The sequence below is a fragment of the Azonexus sp. MM2026_4 genome (genome assembly GCF_055901855.1).
In genome coordinates this window covers 3,023,495-3,041,352 of sequence record NZ_CM148380.1, presented here as the reverse complement: position 1 = coordinate 3,041,352, position 17,858 = coordinate 3,023,495, and the positions used below count along the sequence as shown (strand labels likewise).

The 17,858-nt window shown below is 65.3% G+C and carries 14 protein-coding genes; 3 read left to right on the top strand and 11 right to left on the bottom strand.

The genetic code is table 11. From position 1 onward, the window contains the following. Positions 1-2: 2 nt before the first annotated feature. The 9 genes from AC0KWY_RS14255 to rsmB all read right to left on the bottom strand — a co-directional run bounded on the left by AC0KWY_RS14255 (position 3) and on the right by rsmB (position 13,287). Positions 3-1,985 (bottom strand): primosomal protein N', encoded by a 1,983-nt coding sequence (locus AC0KWY_RS14255; protein WP_474026155.1) that lies wholly within the window; start codon positions 1,983-1,985, stop codon positions 3-5. 265 nt (positions 1,986-2,250) lie between these two features. Next, positions 2,251-3,315, bottom strand: coding sequence for a uroporphyrinogen decarboxylase (gene hemE / locus AC0KWY_RS14250; RefSeq protein WP_474026154.1), 1,065 nt, complete (start codon positions 3,313-3,315; stop codon positions 2,251-2,253). Between the two features lie 211 nt (positions 3,316-3,526). Then, on the bottom strand, positions 3,527-4,597 hold the full coding sequence (locus AC0KWY_RS14245) for an IS30 family transposase (protein WP_474025629.1): 1,071 nt from the start codon (positions 4,595-4,597) through the stop codon (positions 3,527-3,529). Between the two features lie 568 nt (positions 4,598-5,165). Then, complete coding sequence (locus tag AC0KWY_RS14240) at positions 5,166-6,620, bottom strand: TrkH family potassium uptake protein (RefSeq protein WP_474026153.1); 1,455 nt, start codon at positions 6,618-6,620, stop codon at positions 5,166-5,168. Between the two features lie 11 nt (positions 6,621-6,631). Next, positions 6,632-8,065, bottom strand: a complete 1,434-nt coding sequence (trkA, locus tag AC0KWY_RS14235) for a Trk system potassium transporter TrkA (RefSeq protein WP_474026152.1) — start codon at positions 8,063-8,065, stop codon at positions 6,632-6,634. Positions 8,066-8,081: 16 nt separating this feature from the next. Beyond that, on the bottom strand, positions 8,082-9,347 hold the full coding sequence (locus AC0KWY_RS14230; protein ID WP_474026151.1) for a sigma-54-dependent transcriptional regulator: 1,266 nt from the start codon (positions 9,345-9,347) through the stop codon (positions 8,082-8,084). After that, positions 9,325-11,460 (bottom strand): sensor histidine kinase, encoded by a 2,136-nt coding sequence (locus AC0KWY_RS14225; RefSeq protein ID WP_474026150.1) that lies wholly within the window; start codon positions 11,458-11,460, stop codon positions 9,325-9,327. The genes AC0KWY_RS14230 and AC0KWY_RS14225 overlap by 23 nt, the downstream gene beginning before the upstream one ends. Continuing rightward, positions 11,457-12,065, bottom strand: coding sequence for a DUF4390 domain-containing protein (locus tag AC0KWY_RS14220; protein ID WP_474026149.1), 609 nt, complete (start codon positions 12,063-12,065; stop codon positions 11,457-11,459). Before AC0KWY_RS14220 ends, AC0KWY_RS14225 begins: the two co-directional genes overlap by 4 nt. Further along, positions 12,028-13,287 carry a 16S rRNA (cytosine(967)-C(5))-methyltransferase RsmB gene (gene rsmB / locus AC0KWY_RS14215; protein ID WP_474026148.1) on the bottom strand — a complete coding sequence of 420 codons (1,260 nt, stop codon included), beginning with the start codon at positions 13,285-13,287 and terminating at the stop codon, positions 12,028-12,030. The genes AC0KWY_RS14220 and rsmB overlap by 38 nt, the downstream gene beginning before the upstream one ends. Positions 13,288-13,320: 33 nt before the next feature. Between rsmB and AC0KWY_RS14210 the strand changes: the two genes are divergently transcribed. After that, entirely contained in the window at positions 13,321-14,217 is an 897-nt protein-coding gene (locus AC0KWY_RS14210) for a S1/P1 nuclease (protein ID WP_474026147.1), read from the top strand. Here the strand turns inward: AC0KWY_RS14210 and fmt are convergent. Both fmt and def read right to left on the bottom strand, forming a co-directional pair. Next, entirely contained in the window at positions 14,201-15,124 is a 924-nt protein-coding gene (gene fmt / locus AC0KWY_RS14205) for a methionyl-tRNA formyltransferase (protein WP_474026146.1), read from the bottom strand. The two genes, AC0KWY_RS14210 and fmt, sit on opposite strands and share 17 nt — an antisense overlap. Next, on the bottom strand, positions 15,121-15,624 hold the full coding sequence (def, locus tag AC0KWY_RS14200; RefSeq protein WP_474026145.1) for a peptide deformylase: 504 nt from the start codon (positions 15,622-15,624) through the stop codon (positions 15,121-15,123). Before def ends, fmt begins: the two co-directional genes overlap by 4 nt. Positions 15,625-15,766: 142 nt before the next feature. Here def and AC0KWY_RS14195 point away from each other — a divergent pair, with 142 nt between their 5' ends. Together AC0KWY_RS14195 and dprA are read left to right on the top strand one after the other, a co-directional pair. Beyond that, positions 15,767-16,789 carry a LysM peptidoglycan-binding domain-containing protein gene (locus AC0KWY_RS14195; protein WP_474026144.1) on the top strand — a complete coding sequence of 341 codons (1,023 nt, stop codon included), beginning with the start codon at positions 15,767-15,769 and terminating at the stop codon, positions 16,787-16,789. Beyond that, positions 16,786-17,856 (top strand): DNA-processing protein DprA, encoded by a 1,071-nt coding sequence (gene dprA / locus AC0KWY_RS14190; RefSeq protein ID WP_474026143.1) that lies wholly within the window; start codon positions 16,786-16,788, stop codon positions 17,854-17,856. Before AC0KWY_RS14195 ends, dprA begins: the two co-directional genes overlap by 4 nt. The last annotated feature ends 2 nt before the right edge of the window (positions 17,857-17,858 follow it).

Genomic DNA, 17,858 nt, shown 5'->3' with positions numbered 1-17,858 from the left:
GCTCACAACTCCAGCGGATCGACTTCGAGATGCCAGCGTAGCCGCGTCGGCGGTCTGAGCTTCTCGATCGCCGCCCGCCAGACGGGCAGGAAAGCCTGCAGCGCCGGACGCGAACCGGCTTCGACCAGCAACTGGGCGCGTTCCAGGTTGGCCAGGCGGGCCATGCGCATCGGCACCGGGTCGTAGAGCATCACCTGATCGTGCTCGGCGACCTGCGGCAGCGCCACCGCCTGGGCCAGGAAAGCCATCGCCTCGGCCATTGCCGGCGCCTCGGCGCGCAGCACGGCCTGGAAGGCGTAGGGCGGGAAGCCCGCCTGTTCCCGCTCGCCGAGCTGGGTAGTGGCAAAGCCCGGGTAGTCCTGGGCAACCAGCGCGGCGAACAGCGGATGCTCGGGATACTGGGTCTGGATCAGCACTTCGCCTTCCAGTTCGGCCCGCCCGGCTCGCCCGGCGACCTGCATCAACTGCGCGAACAAGCGCTCCGGCGCGCGCCAGTCGGCGGCGTAGAGGGCCGAGTCGGCGCCGAGCACGCCGACCAGCGTCAGCTTCGGAAAATCGTGGCCCTTGGCCAGCATCTGCGTGCCGACCAGGATGTCGGCGTCGCCGCCATGGATGCGTTCGAGCATCGTCTCCCACTGCTTGCGACTCTTCACCGAATCACGGTCGACGCGCAGGATGCGGGCGTCCGGGAACTCGCCCTGCAGCCATTCCTCGACCCGTTGGGTGCCACGGCCGAAGGGATGGATGTCCTGGTTGCCGCAAGTCGGACAGGCGCGCGGAACGTGCTCTTCGAGGCCGCAGTGGTGGCAGCGCAGGCGGCGGTCGGCCAGGTGCAGGACCAGGTTGGCGGCGCAGCGGTGGCAGCGCGACACCCAGCCGCAGGCCGGGCACGCCAGCACTGGCGCGTAACCCCGCCGGTTGAGGAAGACCAGGCTCTGTTCGCCGCGCTCCAGGCGCTGCCGGATGGCGTTGACCAGCGCCTCGCTGACACCTTCGCGCAGCGCCATGCGGCGCGTATCGACCAGCCGCACCGCCGGCAGCCGGGCCTGCGGATTGGCGCGCTCGCGCAAGGTCAGCAGCGCGTAGCGGCTGCCCTGCGCGTTGGCCCAGGTTTCCAGCGACGGCGTCGCCGAACCGAGGAGGATCGGCACCGCCTGCTGGCGGGCGCGCACCACCGCCAGGTCGCGCGCCGAATAGCGCATGCCGTCCTGCTGCTTGAACGAGGAATCGTGCTCCTCGTCGATCAAGATCAGGCCGAGCCGCGGCAACGGCGTGAATACCGCCAGGCGCGTACCGAGCACGATCGCCGCCTCGCCGGCGAAGGCAGCTCGCCAGTTGCGCTCGCGCGCCGCTTCGGCCAGCTCGCTGTGCAGCGCGACCACGTTGTGCTCGGGAAAGCGGCTGCGCACCCGCGCTTCGAGCTGCGGCGTCAGGTTGATTTCCGGCACCATCAGCAACACCTGATCGCCGAGCGCCAGCGTGCGCTCGATCAGGCGCAGGTAAACCTCGGTCTTGCCGCTGCCGGTGACGCCGAACAGCAACTGTGCGGAAAAGCCGCCAGCGATCGCCACCGCATCGATCGCCGTCGCCTGCTCGGCGGTCAATGCCGGCGGTGCCAGCGGCGCCACCGCTCTGGCCGGCCGCCCGGCCCGCCGCTGCGGCACCGCCAGGCGCTTGAGGCCGGCCGGCAGCGCCTGCATCAGGACTTCGCCGAAAGGCGCCTGGTAGTAGTTGCTGGCAAATTCGCAGAGGGCGAAGAACTCCGCCGGCAAGGGCGGCAGATCGTCGAGGATCGCCGTCACCGGCTTCAGTTGGGCCAGCGGCCACTCCCCCTGGTCGACGACACCGACGACGATGCCGATCTTCTCGCCGCGCCCGAAAGGCACCCGCACCCGACGGCCGATATCGTCGGCCGACGCCCGTTCGACCCGGTATTCGAACAGGCGGTGCAAGGGCAGATCGAGGGCGACGCGCAGAACGGGCATGCAGCAGACTCGGAGGGGAAACCCGGGCGGAAGTTTGTCCACAGAAGCTGTGGATAACTTTGTGGATCGCTGGCGTAAAGAAATGCTAAGTCAGCGATTTGTAAGGCTTTTGTTATCTTGCCGAAATAATGTGCAAAATAACAAACCCTTATTTTTCAGTAACTTGCATTATTTCCGGGATGTCAAGCCGATTTCCCGGGCAACTCTTCCCCGGGGAACGGAATTCTGTGCATAAGTCAAGCCGTCCCGGGAAGAATAGTCCTTGCTAACGCAGCGAACGGCTGTGGGCATGCACCGTCTCGACCAGCACCGAGACGTTCTCGGGCGGCGTGTACTGCGAAATGCCGTGGCCAAGGTTGAAGACATGACCGGTATTGCCCGGACCGAAGCTGTCGAGCACCTTTTTCGTTTCGGCGGCGATCGTTTCCGGCGTACCGAACAACACGTTGGGATCGATGTTGCCCTGCAGCGTCACTTTGTCGCCGACCCGGCGACGGGCTTCGCCGATGTCGATCGTCCAGTCGAGACCGACCGCGTCGCAGCCGATCGCCGCGATCTTTTCCAGCCACAGGCCGCCGTTCTTGGTAAACACGATGCTAGGAATGCGCTGGCCGTCCTTTTCCTTCTTCAGGCCGGCGACGATGCGTTGCATGTAGGCCAGCGAAAACTCCGGGTAAGCCGCCGCCGACAGCGAACCGCCCCAGGTGTCGAAGATCATCACTGCCTGAGCGCCGGAATCGATCTGCGCGTTCAGGTAGTTGGTCACCGCGTCGGCGGTCACCGACAGGATCTTGTGCAGCAGGTCCGGCCGGCTGTACATCATCCCCTTGATGTGACGGAAGTCGGACGAGCCCTGCCCTTCGATCATGTAGCAGGCAAGCGTGTACGGGCTGCCGGAGAAGCCGATCAGCGGTACCGAGTTGTCGAGCGCGCGACGGATTTCCGATACTGCGTCCATCACGTAGCCGAGGTGATCGTAGGGATCGGGCGCAGTCAGGTCATTGATCGCCCATTCTTCGCGCAACGGCCGCTCGAACTTCGGCCCCTCGCCCTCGGCGAAATAAAGGCCGAGACCCATCGCGTCGGGCACGGTGAGGATGTCGGAAAACAGGATGGCGGCGTCGAGGTCGTAGCGGGCCAGCGGCTGCAGCGTCACCTCGCAGGCCAGCGACGGCGTCTTGCACAGATTCAGGAAATTGCCGGCGCGCTTGCGCGTCTCGCAGTACTCGGGGAGATAACGACCGGCCTGACGCATCAGCCAGAGCGGAGTGTATTCGGTGGGCTCCTTCAGCAGGGCGCGCAGGAAGGTGTCGTTCTTGGGTCGGCTCACGGTGTACTCCGCCTGAAATCTGGAAAGGGGGAATTATCCCGCTTTCCGGGGGGAAGGTCACGGCACGGGAGGGATTTGGTGGTTTTGATTCCGGCTGTGCGGGGTGCCGCGACTGACTGGCAGGCGTGGTTGGGTATTGTTACCCGCTGGGTTCCGCCGTTGACCGGCGGGCGTACTTTCTTTTGCTTCGCCAAAAGAAAGTAGGGCGGTTTCAAAGACCGAGTGCAACATTTGGAATCAGCCCTGCTTTGTCCATGAAGATGTTATCGAAGAACACCTCGGCGGGAGAGCGCCACCCCAGGGTTTTTCTCGGCCGCATATTGAGTTCCCAGGCCATGTGATCGAGTTCGCGCTGGGAGTGGACACTCAGGTCAGTGCCCTTCGGCAAATATTGGCGCAGCAAACCATTGGTGTGCTCATTGATGCCACGTTGCCACGGGCTGTGAGGATCACAAAAGTAAATTTTCAGGCCGGTGTTCTCGGCCAGCTTCTTGTGCAGCGCCATCTCCTTGCCTTGGTCATAGGTGAGGGTCTGTCGGATCTCAGGCGGCAGCCCGCTGAAGGCCTGCGTGAATCCGTTGAGCGCATCGATCGCCGTACTGCCGTCGAGCTTGACCAGCATGGCAAACAGCGACTTGCGGCACACCAGGGTGCCGACAGCCGAAGCGTTGGCCTTGCCCTTGATCAGGTCGCCCTCCCAGTGGCCAGGCAGCAAGCGGTCGCTGGCCTCGGGCGGGCGTACGTGGATGCTCAGCATGTCCTGCAGCGATCCCCGCCGATCTTTGCCTCGCGTGCGAGGCTTGCGTGCGCCTCGCCCCTGGCGCAGCAGGACGACCAGTTCGCGGCGAAGATCGCCCTTGGGCATGGCATAGATCGCGGTGTAGATGGTTTCGTGGGAGGCTTGCAATTGGGGCTGCTCAGGGTGGCGTTGCTTGAGTTTGGCAGCAATCTGCTCGGGCGAGAGCTTGCGTTCCAGCAACGCCCTGACCTCGGCCCACAAGGCGCCTTGGCGGTGGAGCTTGCGCACCGGCCAGGCCGCACGTCGCACCCGCCGGGCTCGCTTGCCGGCGCGGTTTGCATCGTAGCCGCCAGCCACTCGGGGGCGTCCCATGACGCATTGCTCCTCTTCGCTCTGGTAGCCGTTGCGGCGAAGTTCTCTCGTGATGGTGCTGGGCGATCTGCCAAGCACCTTGGCTATCGCCCGCGCACTACTGGCCTGCTCCTTCATCGCCATTACCACGCCGCGTTCTTCCGCACTCAATTGTTGATACGTTCTCGTCATGCAACTCCTCCGGTTATGAAGTGTTGCACTTGGGATTTGAAACCGCCTAGCCAAAGAAAAGGCGACCCCAGGTTACGCGGTCGGCTACGCCGACTCCCCTGCGCTACTCGAAGGGCCGGGCGGCTGCGCAACTCGCCGCTACGCGGCTCAGACAGTGCTCGCCGACTTCCCCCGGCCCTTCTCCGTTGCTCGGCGCTCCACATGGGGACCCCAAAAACGTCTCTGCTGTACGGCCAAGGTTTAAAACACAGCTATTTCAGCAGCGATCGGTTTGCCGGGCCCCTTGGGAGGCGCCGAGCAACGCAGGGCCTGGCGGATAAAGGGCGAGCACTGTCTGAGCCGCGTAGCGGCGAGTTGCGCAGCCCCCGCCAGGGCCGAGTAGCGCAGGGTACCCCGCGCAGCGGGGCGCCGACCTAGGGTCGCCTTCTTCTTTGGCTACTTTCTTCTTGGCGAAACAAGAAGAAAGTACGCCCGCCGGGCAACGGCGGAACACAGCGGTTCAGCAAACAACCACACCCGCCCGTCAGGCGCGAAACATAACGCGCGAACAAGCAAAGGGATTGCCCCCTTACTTCCTCCAGAACGCCGGCGTCAAGACCACCAGCAAGGTGAAGATCTCCAGCCGCCCCAGCAGCATCGCAAAAATGCAGATCCAGGTCTGGAAATCGCCAAGGACGGAAAAATTCGACGCCGGCCCGACCAGCCCCAGGCCGGGCCCGGTGTTGTTGATGCTGGCGACGACGGCGCTGAACGCGGTGACGATGTCGAGCCCCGTGAAGGCCAGGAGCAGCGTCATCGTGACGATGCTGACCATGTAGACGAAAGCGAACGCCAGCACCGCGAACAACACCGATTGCGGCGCGATGGAGCCGCCGAGGCGGACGTTGTACACCGCCGCCGGGTGCATGGCGCGCACCAGTTCACGATAGACCTGCTTGTAGAGCAGCAGCGCGCGCATCATCTTGATGCCGCCGCCGGTCGATCCGGCGCTGGTCGAGAAGCTGCACAAGAACAGCATCCAGAGCCCGACGAACATCGGCCACTGGCCGTAATCGACCGTTGAGTAACCGGTGGTGGTCGCCACCGAGACGACATTGAACAGGGCGAGGCGGAAGGCTTCGTCCATGTCGGCGATGCTGCCCTCCTTCCACAGGTAGTTGGCGAGGACGAAGCCACTGGCGAGCAGGATGCCGACGAACCAGCCGGCTTCCGGATCGCGGCCGTAGGCGAACAGCGAACGACCGCTCAGAGCCAGGAAATGGGTGGCATAGTTGATCCCCGAGAAGAGCATGAAGACGAGGCAGATCCACTCGATGGTCGGCGACGCGAAATAGCCCAGGCTGGCATCGTGGGTCGAGAAACCGCCGAGCGAGATCGTCGAGAAGGCATGGCAGAAAGCGTCGAACCAGCTCATGCCGGCCCAGGCGTAGGCGAAGATGCAGGCCATCGTCATCGCCACGTAGATCAGCCACAGGCCCTTCGCCGTCTGGGTGACGCGCGGCGTCAGACGGTTGTCCTTCATCGGCCCGGGGACTTCGGCGGCGAGCATCTGCCGGCCGCCGATACCGAGCATCGGCAGGATGGCGACGACCAGGACAATCAGTCCCATGCCGCCCAGCCACTGCATCAGGTGGCGCCAGAGGTTGATCGAATGTGGCAGGGAATCGAGCCCCGACATCACCGTGCCGCCGCTCGCGGTCAAGGCGGAAACTGCTTCGAAATAGGCGTCGGTATGGCTCATGCCGAGCTGGATCATGAACGGCAGCGCGGAAAACGCCGGCAGCACCGTCCACACCAGGACGACCAGCAGGAAACCGTCGCGCACGCTGAGATCGCGCGTGCTGCGGCGGTAGCGGTACCAGAGGAAGGTGCCGCACAGTTCGGTGAGCAGGAAGACTTGCTGGTAGGCCAGCTGGGCACCGTCGTCCGCGGCGAGGGAAAGCCCCAGCGGCGCCAGCAGCGCGATGCCGAACAGCATCAGGATCATGCCCAGGGCGCGATAAACGCAGGCAAAACGGCTCATGACCAGCGGGTTCACAGGAAGTGGAAGCCGACCTGGAACAGCTTTTCGACCTTCTTCACCAGTTTCTTGCGCGTACAGAAGATGATCACGTGGTCGTCCGGCTCGATCACCGTGTCGTGGTGGGCGATCACTACCTCGCCGTAGCGGGTGATCGCCGTCCAGTCGTCGGTCTGACCGACGACGATCGGCTCTTCGAAATTGCGCACCAAGGCAGCGACGGTGACGCCGCGCGGCCATTCGATCTCGTCGATGCGGCGGCCGACCACCTTGGACGTGTTGCGGTCGCCGTGGGCGACGATTTCCAGCGCCTCGGCGGCACCGCGGCGCAGCGAATGGACTTCGGCAACGTCGCCCTGGCGGACGTAGGCGAGCAGCGTGCCGATCGAGACCTGGGCCGGCGAGATGCCGATGTCGATCGGTCCGCCCTCGATCATCTCGGCGTAGGCGCGGCGGTTGATCAGGGCGACGACGCGCTTGCAGCCGAGCCGCTTGGCCAGGCTGCCGGCCATGATGTTGTCTTCGTCGTCGTTGGTCATGGCGAGGAAGAGGTCCATCTCGCCGATGTTTTCCTGTTCCAGCAATTCCTCGTCGGTGGCGTCGCCGCACAGCACCAGCGTGTCGTTGAGTTCGTTGGCGAGCAGTTCGGCGCGCGGCCGGCGGCCTTCGATCAGCTTGACCTCGTAATGCCCTTCCAGCGACTTGGCCAGACGCAGGCCGATGTTGCCGCCGCCGGCGATCATGATCCGTTCGACCCGGCTGACTTCGCGCCGCAACTGGTTGAGCACCGGGTGGATGTTCTCGGTGGCGGCGAGCAGGAAGACCTCGTCGCCGCTCTTGACGACGGTGTCGCCCTCCGGGAAGACCGGCTGGTTGTCGCGGAAGATGGCGGCGATGCGGGCGTCGATCTCCGGCGGCAGGAGGTCGCGCATCGCCTTGATCGGCTTGCCGACGAGCAGGCCGCCGTCGTAGGCGCGAACCGCCACCAGGCAGACCCGGGCGCGGGCGAAGTTGAGCACCTGCAGGGCGCGCGGGAACTCGATCAGGCGCCGGATGTAGTCGGTGATCACCTGTTCCGGGCAAAGTGCGAAATCGACCGCGAAGTTCTCGTCGGAGAGCAGCACCTCATCCTGGAGAAAATCGCGCGAACGCAGGCGGGCAACACGCGTCGGGATGTTGAAGACGGATTGCGCCAGCTTGCAGGCGACCAGGTTGGACTGGTCGCTCTGGGTGACGGCGATCACCATGTCGGCATCCTCGGCGCCGGCACTGCGCAGCACCGACGGCGTCGCCGCGTCGCCAACGACGGTGCGCAGGTCGAGGCGGTCCTGCAACTGGGCGAGACGTTGCGGGTCCTGGTTGACGATGGTGATGTCGTTCTCTTCCGAGACCAGGCCCTCGGCAACGCTGGCGCCGACCTGGCCGGCGCCGAGAATGACGATCTTCATGGCGCCGCCCCCATCCTCATTCGTCGTTGCGTTTGCCGAGCCGGATGTCGAGCTGCTTCAGCTTGCGGTACAGGTGCGTGCGTTCGAGCCCGGAACGTTCCGCCAGCCGGGTCATGTTGCCGCCCTCCTGGCGCAGGTGGTGCTCGAAATAGAGCTTCTCGAAGGCGTCGCGCGCTTCGCGCAGCGGCTGCTCGAACAAGGGCAGGAAGGAAGGCGCGGTGCCCGTGTCCTCGTCCTGCTCGGGCATCACCCGAGCCACGTCGTCGGCGTCGATCTCCTCGTCGAGCGCGGTCAGCGCCAGATTGCGCACCAACCCGTAGAGGACGTTCCAACTGGCGTCGGCGTGGCGCTTCCAGGGCAGCGTGCGCAGCGCGTTGAGCGCCGCGGTCGAGAACCGCCGGTGCGGCACTTCGCCGCGCTCGACAAAATTGCCGAGCAGCAGGCTGGCGATTTCCGGCAGATCGTCAACGTGACCGGCCAGCGCCGGCAGGGCAACCCAGATTTCGCCGAGCCGGGCGATCAGCTTGCTGTCCCAGCCGTGCTCGGCGAGCACGGAAAGCGGCGTGGTGCTGGCGGCGATCAACTGCAGGTTGAGTTTGTCGGCGCGATCGACGGCAAAGGCCAGGTTCATCTGCTGCATCTTGCCCAAGGCGGCAAGATCGGGAACGAAGAGGATGCCGCCACTGGTCTTTTCCAGCACTTCCTGAGTCAACGCGCTGCTCGTCATCGACAGGTCGAGCCACGGCGCGCGCGGCGCCAGCAGCGTGCGCGCGGCAATCTCCGCCATGCCGGCGGTGGCGCCCTTGATCAGCACGACCGAGGCCTTGGCCGCCGCCTGCTCCAGCCGGCGGCGGAATTCCTTGACGAAGGACAGCCGCGAAAAAGCTTCCAGCGTCAGCGGCGGGCGCGCCGGCGGGGCGTCGTGCTTGAGCGCCTTCTGCACGCTGCCGAGCAGTTTCTGCAGGGCAATCGGCTTCTCCAGGAAATCGAAAGCGCCGAAGCGCGTCGCCTCGACCGCGGTATCGATCGTCCCGTGACCGGACATCATCACCACCGGCATGTTGAGGTGACCGCCGGCATGCCACTCCTTGAGCAGCGAAATGCCGTCGGTGTCCGGCATCCAGATGTCGAGCAGCACCAGGTCCGGGCGCAGCTCGCCACGCACGCGGCGTGCCGCCGTGGCGTTCTCGGCAAGGCGCACGTCGTAGCCCTCGTCGATCAGGATTTCTGAAAGCAGTTCGCGGATGCCGACTTCGTCATCAACGACCAGAATGATTGCCATGCTTGGCCTCCTTGTCCCGTACCAGCGGCAGGCGGATTTCGATCCGCGCACCGCCGGCCGGCGCATTGCTGATTTCTATACTACCCTGATGCTCATCGACGATCTTCCTGACGATGGGCAGGCCGAGCCCGGTACCCCGGGCCTTGGTCGTCACATAGGGTTCGAAGATGCGCGGCAGCAACTCGACCGGGAACCCCGGACCGTTGTCGGTGATGCGCAGGCGGACGCAGCGCCCGGCCTGTTCGGTGACGATCTCGACCCGACCGTCGCTGCGCGCTTCGAGCGCATCCTCGGCGTTGCGCAGCAGGTTGTGGATGATCTGCCGCAACTGCGTCGCATCGCCGCATACCGGCGGCAGATCCTCACCCAGCCGAGTGTCGAAGCGCACCGACGAGCTTTCGTACAGCCCGAGTACTTCGCGCAGCAGACCGTTGAGGTCGAGCGGCGCAACTTCCAGCACCGGCTTGCGCGCGTAGTCGCGGAAATCGTCGACCATGCGTTTCATCGCCTGCACCTGGGCGATGATCGTCTGCGTGCCGCGCGAGAGCATCTCGGCGTCGCCGTTGCTCAGGCGGTCGGCCAGCTTGAACTGCAGGCGCTCGGCGGAAAGCTGGATCGGCGTCAGCGGATTCTTGATTTCGTGCGCCAGACGCCGCGCCACTTCGCCCCAGGCGGCAGTGCGCTGGGCGGCGATCAGGTTGGTGACGTCATCGAAGACGACGACATCGCCACCGCCGCTGCTCTCCGGCAGGCGCGAGGCGCGCAGCAACAGCACCTGCGGCGCGCTGTTCAGGCGCTCGATTTCCAGTTGCGCCCGCCACTCCGGTTCGTCGGTAGCGGCGAAATGCTGCTCGATGAAGGCAGCGAGAACCTGCTGGCGCGGCCAGTCGGCGGGGGCCAGGCCGATCAGGCCGGAGAAATCGTCGGCCAGGATGCTGACCGCGCCGCCATTGACCGTGCGCAGCAGGAAATCGCGATCGAAAACCAGCACCCCCGCCGACAGATTGGCGAGGATCGACTCCAGGTAGGCACGGTGACGGTCGTTTTCGCGGCGGACGTCGGCCAGTTGGCGGGTCATCCGGTTGAACGACTGGGTCAGCACACCGAGTTCGTCGCCGCTGTAGATCGCCTGGCGTTGCGAGAAATCGCCCTGCGCCACGGCCTGCGTGCCCTCGGCCAGGATGTGCATCGGCGCCACCAGGCGGCGGGCCATCCAGAACGCCAGCGCAAAGGCGCTGAACAGCGCGACGAGCACGGTCAGGGTCAGGGTCAGCGCATAAATCCTGGTCAGGCCCTGGCGCGCCAGTTGCAATTCCTGGTAGTCGCGATAGACCTCCTGGACCGCTTCGGCATCGAGCGCCAGGGTTGCCGGCACCCGTTGAGTCACCTGCAGGATGCGCGGCTCGGCAAAGAGTTCAAGCGAAGTCACCGGCACCAGCACGCGCATGAACATCCGCTCGTTCTCCCCTTCGACTCCGCTCAGGCCCTGCGCCGCGCGGGCCTGGCGCAGTTGGGTCTGAGTCGGCGAATTCGGCAGCTGGTTGCCGAGATCGCCGGTGGCGCTGGACAGCAATTGTCCGCCGAGGGAGAAAAGGGCCGCCGTATGGACGCCCCGTTCCTCGCGCAGGCGGAACAACGCTGAACGCTGCGCGGTTTCCGGCACCACCGATAATTCGTCGGCCATATCCCGCGCACCTTGGGAGAGGTTTTCCAGCAACGATTCAAGCGAGGAGCGCCCGAGCTGCAGCCCGGATTCAAGCGCTTTCTCGACCCGCACGTCGAACCAGCTTTCGATCGAACGCGTCACGAACTGCACCGACACGCCATACACCAGCGCCCCCGGCAGCACCGCGATGACACCGAACATCAGCATCAGGCGCAGCTTGAGGCGGGCGCCGAAGACCTGCGCCCGGTAATCGCGCCACAAGGTGCTCAATTGCCAGCCGACCAGGGCCAGCATGGCCAGCGCCAGCACGACGTTGAGCCCGACCAGCAGCGGATAGTTGCGCGAAAAGACGACCGTGTCGGCTTCCGTCGCCATCAGCAGCAAGAGCCAGAGAATGCCGCCAACGGCAGCAGCCAGCGCGCCAGCGGCAGCGAGGAATCGCTTCACTTGTCCTCCGGCGCGGGCAGGGTCGGCAAGGTCGCCGACCAGATTTTCCAGTCCGAGTCGAGATTCCAGTCCTTGCTGCCGAGCGCGCTGATCTGGAACGGACGCGGCAGCTGGGCGATGTCCAGCCGCAGGCGCAATGCCGCCTGATAGCTGCTGCCGGGGAGCACCGCCGGATCGTTGCGCTCGATCACCTGCCAGTTGCGCAAGCGGCGCAACATGCCCAGGGCCTCGCCGAGCGTCGCGAATGACTGGTGCAGGCCGCCGGTGCTCAGGCGGTACTGGCGAGTCAGCGCGTGGTAGGAGAGACGGTAGGTCTGCTGCTTGCTCACCAGCTTCTGATCGAACCAGTACCAGCGCTCGCGAGCAAGCTCGAACTCGGCGAGGAAATAGAGGACGACGCCGCGATTGACCGCTTCCTCAAGCCGGGAATTCAGCTCGAAACGAAAATCGGCGGACAGCACGTAAGCGTCCTCACCCGCCGCCAGACGCGGATCGCGCACCTCGATCTCCGCCGCCCAGCCCAACAACGGCAGGAAAAGCAGCAGCAGCAGCCAGGCACGGCAGCGCTCAAGGACGCTTTTCGAGCAGGCAGTAGAAAAAGCCATCGCGCTCCGCATCGGGAATTAGCTGTTCTTCTTGAATGACCCTCGCAGCCGCTTGGCGGGCGAGGAACCCCCTGATCTGCTGCTGGTTTTCCCGGGGGAATACCGAGCAGGTCGCATAAAGCAGTTTACCGCCCGGCCTGAGTACCTGCCACAAAGCATCGAGAATCCGCGACTGCGTTGCAGCAAAGCTGGCGATGTCCTCCGGACGGCGCAACCATTTGGCATCCGGATTGCGGCGGACGACACCACTGGCGGTACAGGGGACGTCGGCCAGCACGGCATCGAACGGAAGGCCGTCCCACCATTGCTCAAGCCGCGTGCAGTCGGCGGCGAGCACCTTCGCCGACAGGTGCAGGCGGCCGAGACCGTCCTCGATGCGGCGGCAGCGCGCTGGTTTGAGATCGAGCGCCAACAGGTCGAGATCGGCACGCTCCAGCAGATGCGCCGTCTTGCCACCGGGCGCCGCGCAGGCATCAAGCACCCGGCTACCCGGTTGCGGTGCCAGCAGTTCGGCAGCGCGCTGCGCGCCGGGGTCCTGGACCGATACCAGGCCATCGAAGAAGCCGGGCAGGCGATCGACCGGCACCGCTTGCGCCAGCGTCAGCCCATCCTCGCCGAGCGGACCGGCGGCAATCCCCGCCGCCGCCAGTTGCGCCTGGTAGTCGGCGCGGCTGCAACGCCGGCGATTGACCCGCAACGCCATCGGCGGCGCCGTGTTGCCGGCGGCAACAATCGCCGGCCATTGTTCCGGCCAGGCCGCCTGCAACTCGCCCAGCCACCACGCCGGATGCTGGGCCAGAGCCACCGGATCGGCCTGCAGCGCCTCTTCCAGCGCCGGCCGCTGGCGCAGAAAACTGCGCAGCACACCATTGACCAGAGCGCGGAACTTGCCGTGGGCGATTTCACCGGCAGCCGAAACCGCCTGGTCGACGACCGTATGCGCAGCCTCCGGACGCGTCTCGAGCCGGTACAGGGCAACCAGCAGCAAGGCCCGCACCTCGTCCACCGCCAGCGGACGTTCGAGCAAGCGGGCAAGGAAGAAGTCGCCCCGGCCGTAGGCGCGCAGACTGCCGTAAACCAGGTCCTGGACGGCCGGGCGCGCCACCGCCTCGACCCGCCCGAGCAGGTTGTCGGCGAGGCTCTGGCCGGCAAAAACCGCAGCATCGATGCGGGCAGCCTGACGCAGGGCGTAGGCCAGTGAATTGAAAGGCAAACGTGACATGGCCGGGATTATCGCACGGGGCATAATTCCGGCATGCGTCCTTTGATTATCTTCCTGCTTGCCGTTTTCGCCAGCGCCGATGCGCTCGCCTGGAACGCCGCCGGCCACCGCCTGAGCGCCATCGTCGCCTGGCAACGGATGGAGCCGGAGACCCGCAGCTTCGTCGCCGAGGCGCTGCGCCGTCACCCCGACCATGGCCGCTGGCTTGAGAAAGCCGGCGCCGACGATGCGGCGCTGATCTTCGCCGAGGCCAGCACCTGGCCCGACAGCATCCGCCGCGATCCGCGCTTTGCCGATAACGCCGCCTCTCCGCTGCCGGGCTTTCCCGACATGCAAAGACACGGCGACTGGCATTACGTCGATTTCGACCGCCGGGAAAAACGCGGCCGCGGACAACTCGACCGCCAGATCGTCGCCTTGAGCGAAACCCTGAAAACGACGACCGACGTCGAGCGGGCCGCCTGGGCCCTGCCCTGGCTGGCGCATCTGGTGGCCGACCTGCACCAGCCCTTCCATGCCGGTTATCCGGAAGACGGCGGCGGCAACAGCCTGCTGGTGGAAGACCCCGACGACACGCGCCGCCCCTTCGTCAACCTGCACACATGGTGGGACGACCTGCCCGGCAAATCCGGACTGCGCGGCAAGCGCCTGCGGCAAAAGGCCGGCGCCCTGCTCGCCAGTCAGCCACCACCGCGCCAGGGCGATGAACAGCTATGGCTGCGCGAGAGCCGAGGCCTGCTGAGCACGCTCACCCCGGAGCGCGCAGGCAGCGTTACGCTGCTGATCGACGCCGAATACCGGGAGCGAGCCAGAAACATCGCCGAACGACGGATCGGCGATGCCGGCTGGCGACTCGGCGGCCTGCTCGACACCATCCGCCGGCAACGGGTTTCACATGGAACGGCGATGGAATTCAGGCGGCAGGACTGAAGAAGTCGCCCACGCGCAGCGGATTCCCAGCCAGGAACTGCTGTACCGGCAGGCGCTTGCCGCCGGCCTTCTGCAGCTCCCGGATCGCCAGTGCCCCTTCGCCGCAGGCAACAACCAGGGTCTGGCGGTCGATCGCCAGGATCTCGCCGGGGCGACCGCTGGCAGCAAACGGGCTGGCCGCCCACAGCTTCACGGTCTGTCCGGCCAGTTGGGCCTGGGCGCCGGGAAAAGGGTTGAAAGCACGGATGTGGCGATCCAGTTCGGCGGCCGGCTTCGTCCAGTCGATCGCGGCTTCCGCCTTTTCGATCTTGTGCGCATAGGTGACACCGTCTTCCGGCTGCGGCGTTGCCGGCAAGGGCAGACGGCCGAGCGCCTCGACGACCAGCCGGGCGCCACAGTCGGCCAGCTTGTCGTGCAGGGTCGCCGTGGTGTCGTCGCCGGCAATCGGGAAAGCTTCGCGCAGCAGGACCGGCCCGGTGTCCAGACCGGCCTCCATCTGCATGATGCAGACCCCGGTCTGCACATCGCCTGCCAGCAGGGCGCGCTGAATCGGCGCCGCGCCGCGCCAGCGCGGCAACAACGAGGCATGAATGTTGAGGCAACCGTAGCGCGGCAGGTCGAGCACCGCCTGCGGCAGAATCAGCCCGTAGGCCGCGACGACCATCGCCTCCGCTCCGCACGCCGCCAGCCGTGCCTGAGCGTCAGCATCCTTCAGCGTCGCCGGCTGGAAAACCTCGATGCCATGCGCCAGCGCCACCTGTTTCACCGCCGACGGCTGCAAGGCCATGCCGCGACCGGCGGGCCGATCGGGCTGGGTAAGCACCAGGAGCACCTGATGCCCGGCGGCTACGATTGCCTGCAAGGCCTGTGCCGCGAAGTCCGGCGTCCCGGCGAAGATCAGCCTCATGCCGTGACGCGCGCCTGCTTGGCAAGCTTGCTCTTGATTCGGGCCTGCTTGAGTTGGGAAAGATGATCGACGAAAACCTTGCCATCCAGATGATCGATTTCGTGCTGAATGCAAACCGCAAGCAGGCCTTCGGCGGTCAACACCTGAACCTTGCCCTCGAGGTCCAGATAGCGGACCCGCACCCGCTCGGCACGCTCGACCTTGTCGTAGATCCCCGGTACCGAAAGACAGCCCTCCTCGCCAAGCGTGAAGCCTTCCACACTTTCGATCTCGGGATTGACGAAAACCTGCAACTGGCTCTTGTCTTCGGAAATATCGATCACCACCAGCCGTTTATGGATGTTGACCTGTGTCGCGGCCAGACCGATGCCCGGTGCCTCATACATGGTCTCCGCCATGTCGGCAGCAAGTCGGCGGATGCGATCGTCAATTTTCGTGACCGGTGCCGCGACTTTTCGCAAGCGGGAATCGGGAAAACGCAAAATGGGTAAGAGTGCCATGGAAAACAGGGTGAAAATGCTTGCTTGCTTAGAGGATTACATGCAGAATCTAAAGCAATTCTCGAGATATGAACGTGACTTACAGACGTCAGTTGGACCGACGATTCTGCGGCACGTTCCACCGGTACGTGAGGGATTACCCATGCTTCGCATTATATCCGCGCTGATCCTGGCTGTAACAGCTATCTGTGCCACGGCCGCCGAGCCGCTGGAACTGGTTGCCAACCCGCCGGACCGCCATGTTGTCGTCAAGGGCGACACGCTCTGGCACATTTCGGGAAAATTCCTGAAAAAACCCTGGCGCTGGCCCGAAATCTGGCGCCTCAACAAGGACCAGATCAAGAACCCGCACCTGATTTATCCCGGCGACATCGTTTGGCTTGACATGTCCGACGGCAATCCGCGACTGCGCCTGGGCAAGCCGCATTCCGGCCGTCTCCAGCCCAAGGTTTACGAAAGCGCGGCGACCGGCAACATCTCCAGCATTCCGGCAAACGCCATCGAGCCCTTCATCTCGCAACCGCTGATCATCTCGGAAGAGGACGAAAAGTCCGCTGCCCGCATCGTCGCCACCGAGGAGGACCGCGTCGTGCTGGGCAACGGCGATACCGCCTACGTCAGCGGCATCCCCGACGCCAGCATCGAGAAATGGCATGTCTTCCGTCCGGGCAAGCCGCTCACCGATCCGGAAACCGGCAAGGTCGTCGCCCACGAAGCCTTCTTCCTCGGCAACGCACGCCTGGTTCGCCCAGGAGAGCCGGCAACGCTGCGCATCACCATGGCCAAGGAAGAAGTCACGCGCGGCGACTGGCTGAAGCCGGCACCCGAGCAGAACATCGTCGCCTACGTACCGCACTCGCCGGAAGTCGAAGTGCGCGCCCAGATCATGTCGATCTACGGCGCCGTCAACGAGGGCGGCGCCGGCTCGGTGATCACGCTCAACCGTGGCGAAGCCGACGGCATCGAACACGGTCATGTCGTTGCCCTGTATCGCAAGCGCACCGCGATGCACCTGGATGAAGACATCAAACGCCAGGAAACGACGATTCCGGAAGAACGTTATGGCCTCGCCTTTGTCTTCCGTACTTTCGATCGTGTCGCCTACGCTTTGGTCATCGAATCGTCGAAGTCGGTGATCGTCGGCGACGCCGCCCGCAATCCGTGATTGACCCTCAGGGATTGGCCGCCTGGTTGCGGCTGACCCTGATTCCAGGCATCGGCGGCGAGACGCAACGCAAGCTTCTCGCCGCTTTCGGTTTACCCGAAGCCATCTTCGCCGCCAGCCCGAACAGCCTGCGCGGCCTCATCGGCAACAAGGCCGACCTGCTTCTGGATTTCCCGCTTGGCGACGCCATCGAACGCCACCTCGACTGGGCCGGACTGCCGAATCACCACATCCTGACCCTGGCCGACCCTGGCTACCCCAAAAACCTGCTCAACATTGCCGACCCGCCGACCCTGCTCTTCGTGCGCGGCAACCCGGCCCTGCTCCAACGCCCCGCCTTGGGCATCGTCGGCAGCCGTAACGCAACCCCGCAGGGGCTGCGCAATGCGACGCAGTTTGCCGCTGCGCTGGCGGAAAACGGCCTGTGCATCGTCAGCGGGCTGGCCCTGGGCATCGATACCGCCGCCCACCGCGGCGCGCTGGCGGCGGACGGGGCCACCGTCGCCATCATCGGCACCGGTGCCGACCGGGTCTACCCGGCGCGCAATCGCGACCTGGCGCTGAGCATCGCCGAGCGCGGCGCCATCGTTTCCGAATTCCCGCTCGGAACACCGCCGATCGCCGCCAATTTTCCGCGCCGCAACCGCATCATCGCCGGCCTATCGCTCGGCGTTCTGGTCGTCGAAGCCGCCGTCGAGAGCGGTTCATTGATCACCGCCCGCCAGGCCGGCGAGCAGGGGCGCGAAGTCTTCGCCATCCCGGGGTCAATTCACGCGCCGCAGTCGCGCGGTTGCCATCGCCTGATCCGCGAAGGCGCCAAACTCGTCGAAACCGCCCGCGACATCCTCGAGGAACTGGGCGCCCCGCCCGGCGCAGCAGCAGCGCCGCTTGCCGACGAGGCGGCGCCGGCGCTGCTGGCAATGATCGGCCACGACCCCTGCAGCTTCGACCAATTGATCGAACGCAGCGCCCTGACGGCCGATGCATTGCACGGCGAACTGCTGGCGCTGGAACTCGCGGGGCGCATCGGCGTTCTGCCGGGCAATCGCTACCAGCGTCTTGACTGATC

Excerpts from the sequence above, each read along its gene's own strand:
- AC0KWY_RS14245 (WP_474025629.1), bottom strand. The coding sequence starts at position 4,597 with ATGACGAGAACGTATCAACAATTGAGTGCGGAAGAACGCGGCGTGGTA.
- AC0KWY_RS14220 (WP_474026149.1), bottom strand. The coding sequence starts at position 12,065 with ATGGCTTTTTCTACTGCCTGCTCGAAAAGCGTCCTTGAGCGCTGCCGT.
- AC0KWY_RS14230 (WP_474026151.1), bottom strand. The coding sequence starts at position 9,347 with ATGGCAATCATTCTGGTCGTTGATGACGAAGTCGGCATCCGCGAACTG.
- AC0KWY_RS14195 (WP_474026144.1), top strand. The coding sequence starts at position 15,767 with ATGCTTCGCATTATATCCGCGCTGATCCTGGCTGTAACAGCTATCTGT.
- def (WP_474026145.1), bottom strand. The coding sequence starts at position 15,624 with ATGGCACTCTTACCCATTTTGCGTTTTCCCGATTCCCGCTTGCGAAAA.
- AC0KWY_RS14240 (WP_474026153.1), bottom strand. The coding sequence starts at position 6,620 with ATGAGCCGTTTTGCCTGCGTTTATCGCGCCCTGGGCATGATCCTGATG.
- AC0KWY_RS14255 (WP_474026155.1), bottom strand. The coding sequence starts at position 1,985 with ATGCCCGTTCTGCGCGTCGCCCTCGATCTGCCCTTGCACCGCCTGTTC.
- trkA (WP_474026152.1), bottom strand. The coding sequence starts at position 8,065 with ATGAAGATCGTCATTCTCGGCGCCGGCCAGGTCGGCGCCAGCGTTGCC.
- rsmB (WP_474026148.1), bottom strand. The coding sequence starts at position 13,287 with ATGTCACGTTTGCCTTTCAATTCACTGGCCTACGCCCTGCGTCAGGCT.
- AC0KWY_RS14210 (WP_474026147.1), top strand. The coding sequence starts at position 13,321 with ATGCGTCCTTTGATTATCTTCCTGCTTGCCGTTTTCGCCAGCGCCGAT.
- fmt (WP_474026146.1), bottom strand. The coding sequence starts at position 15,124 with ATGAGGCTGATCTTCGCCGGGACGCCGGACTTCGCGGCACAGGCCTTG.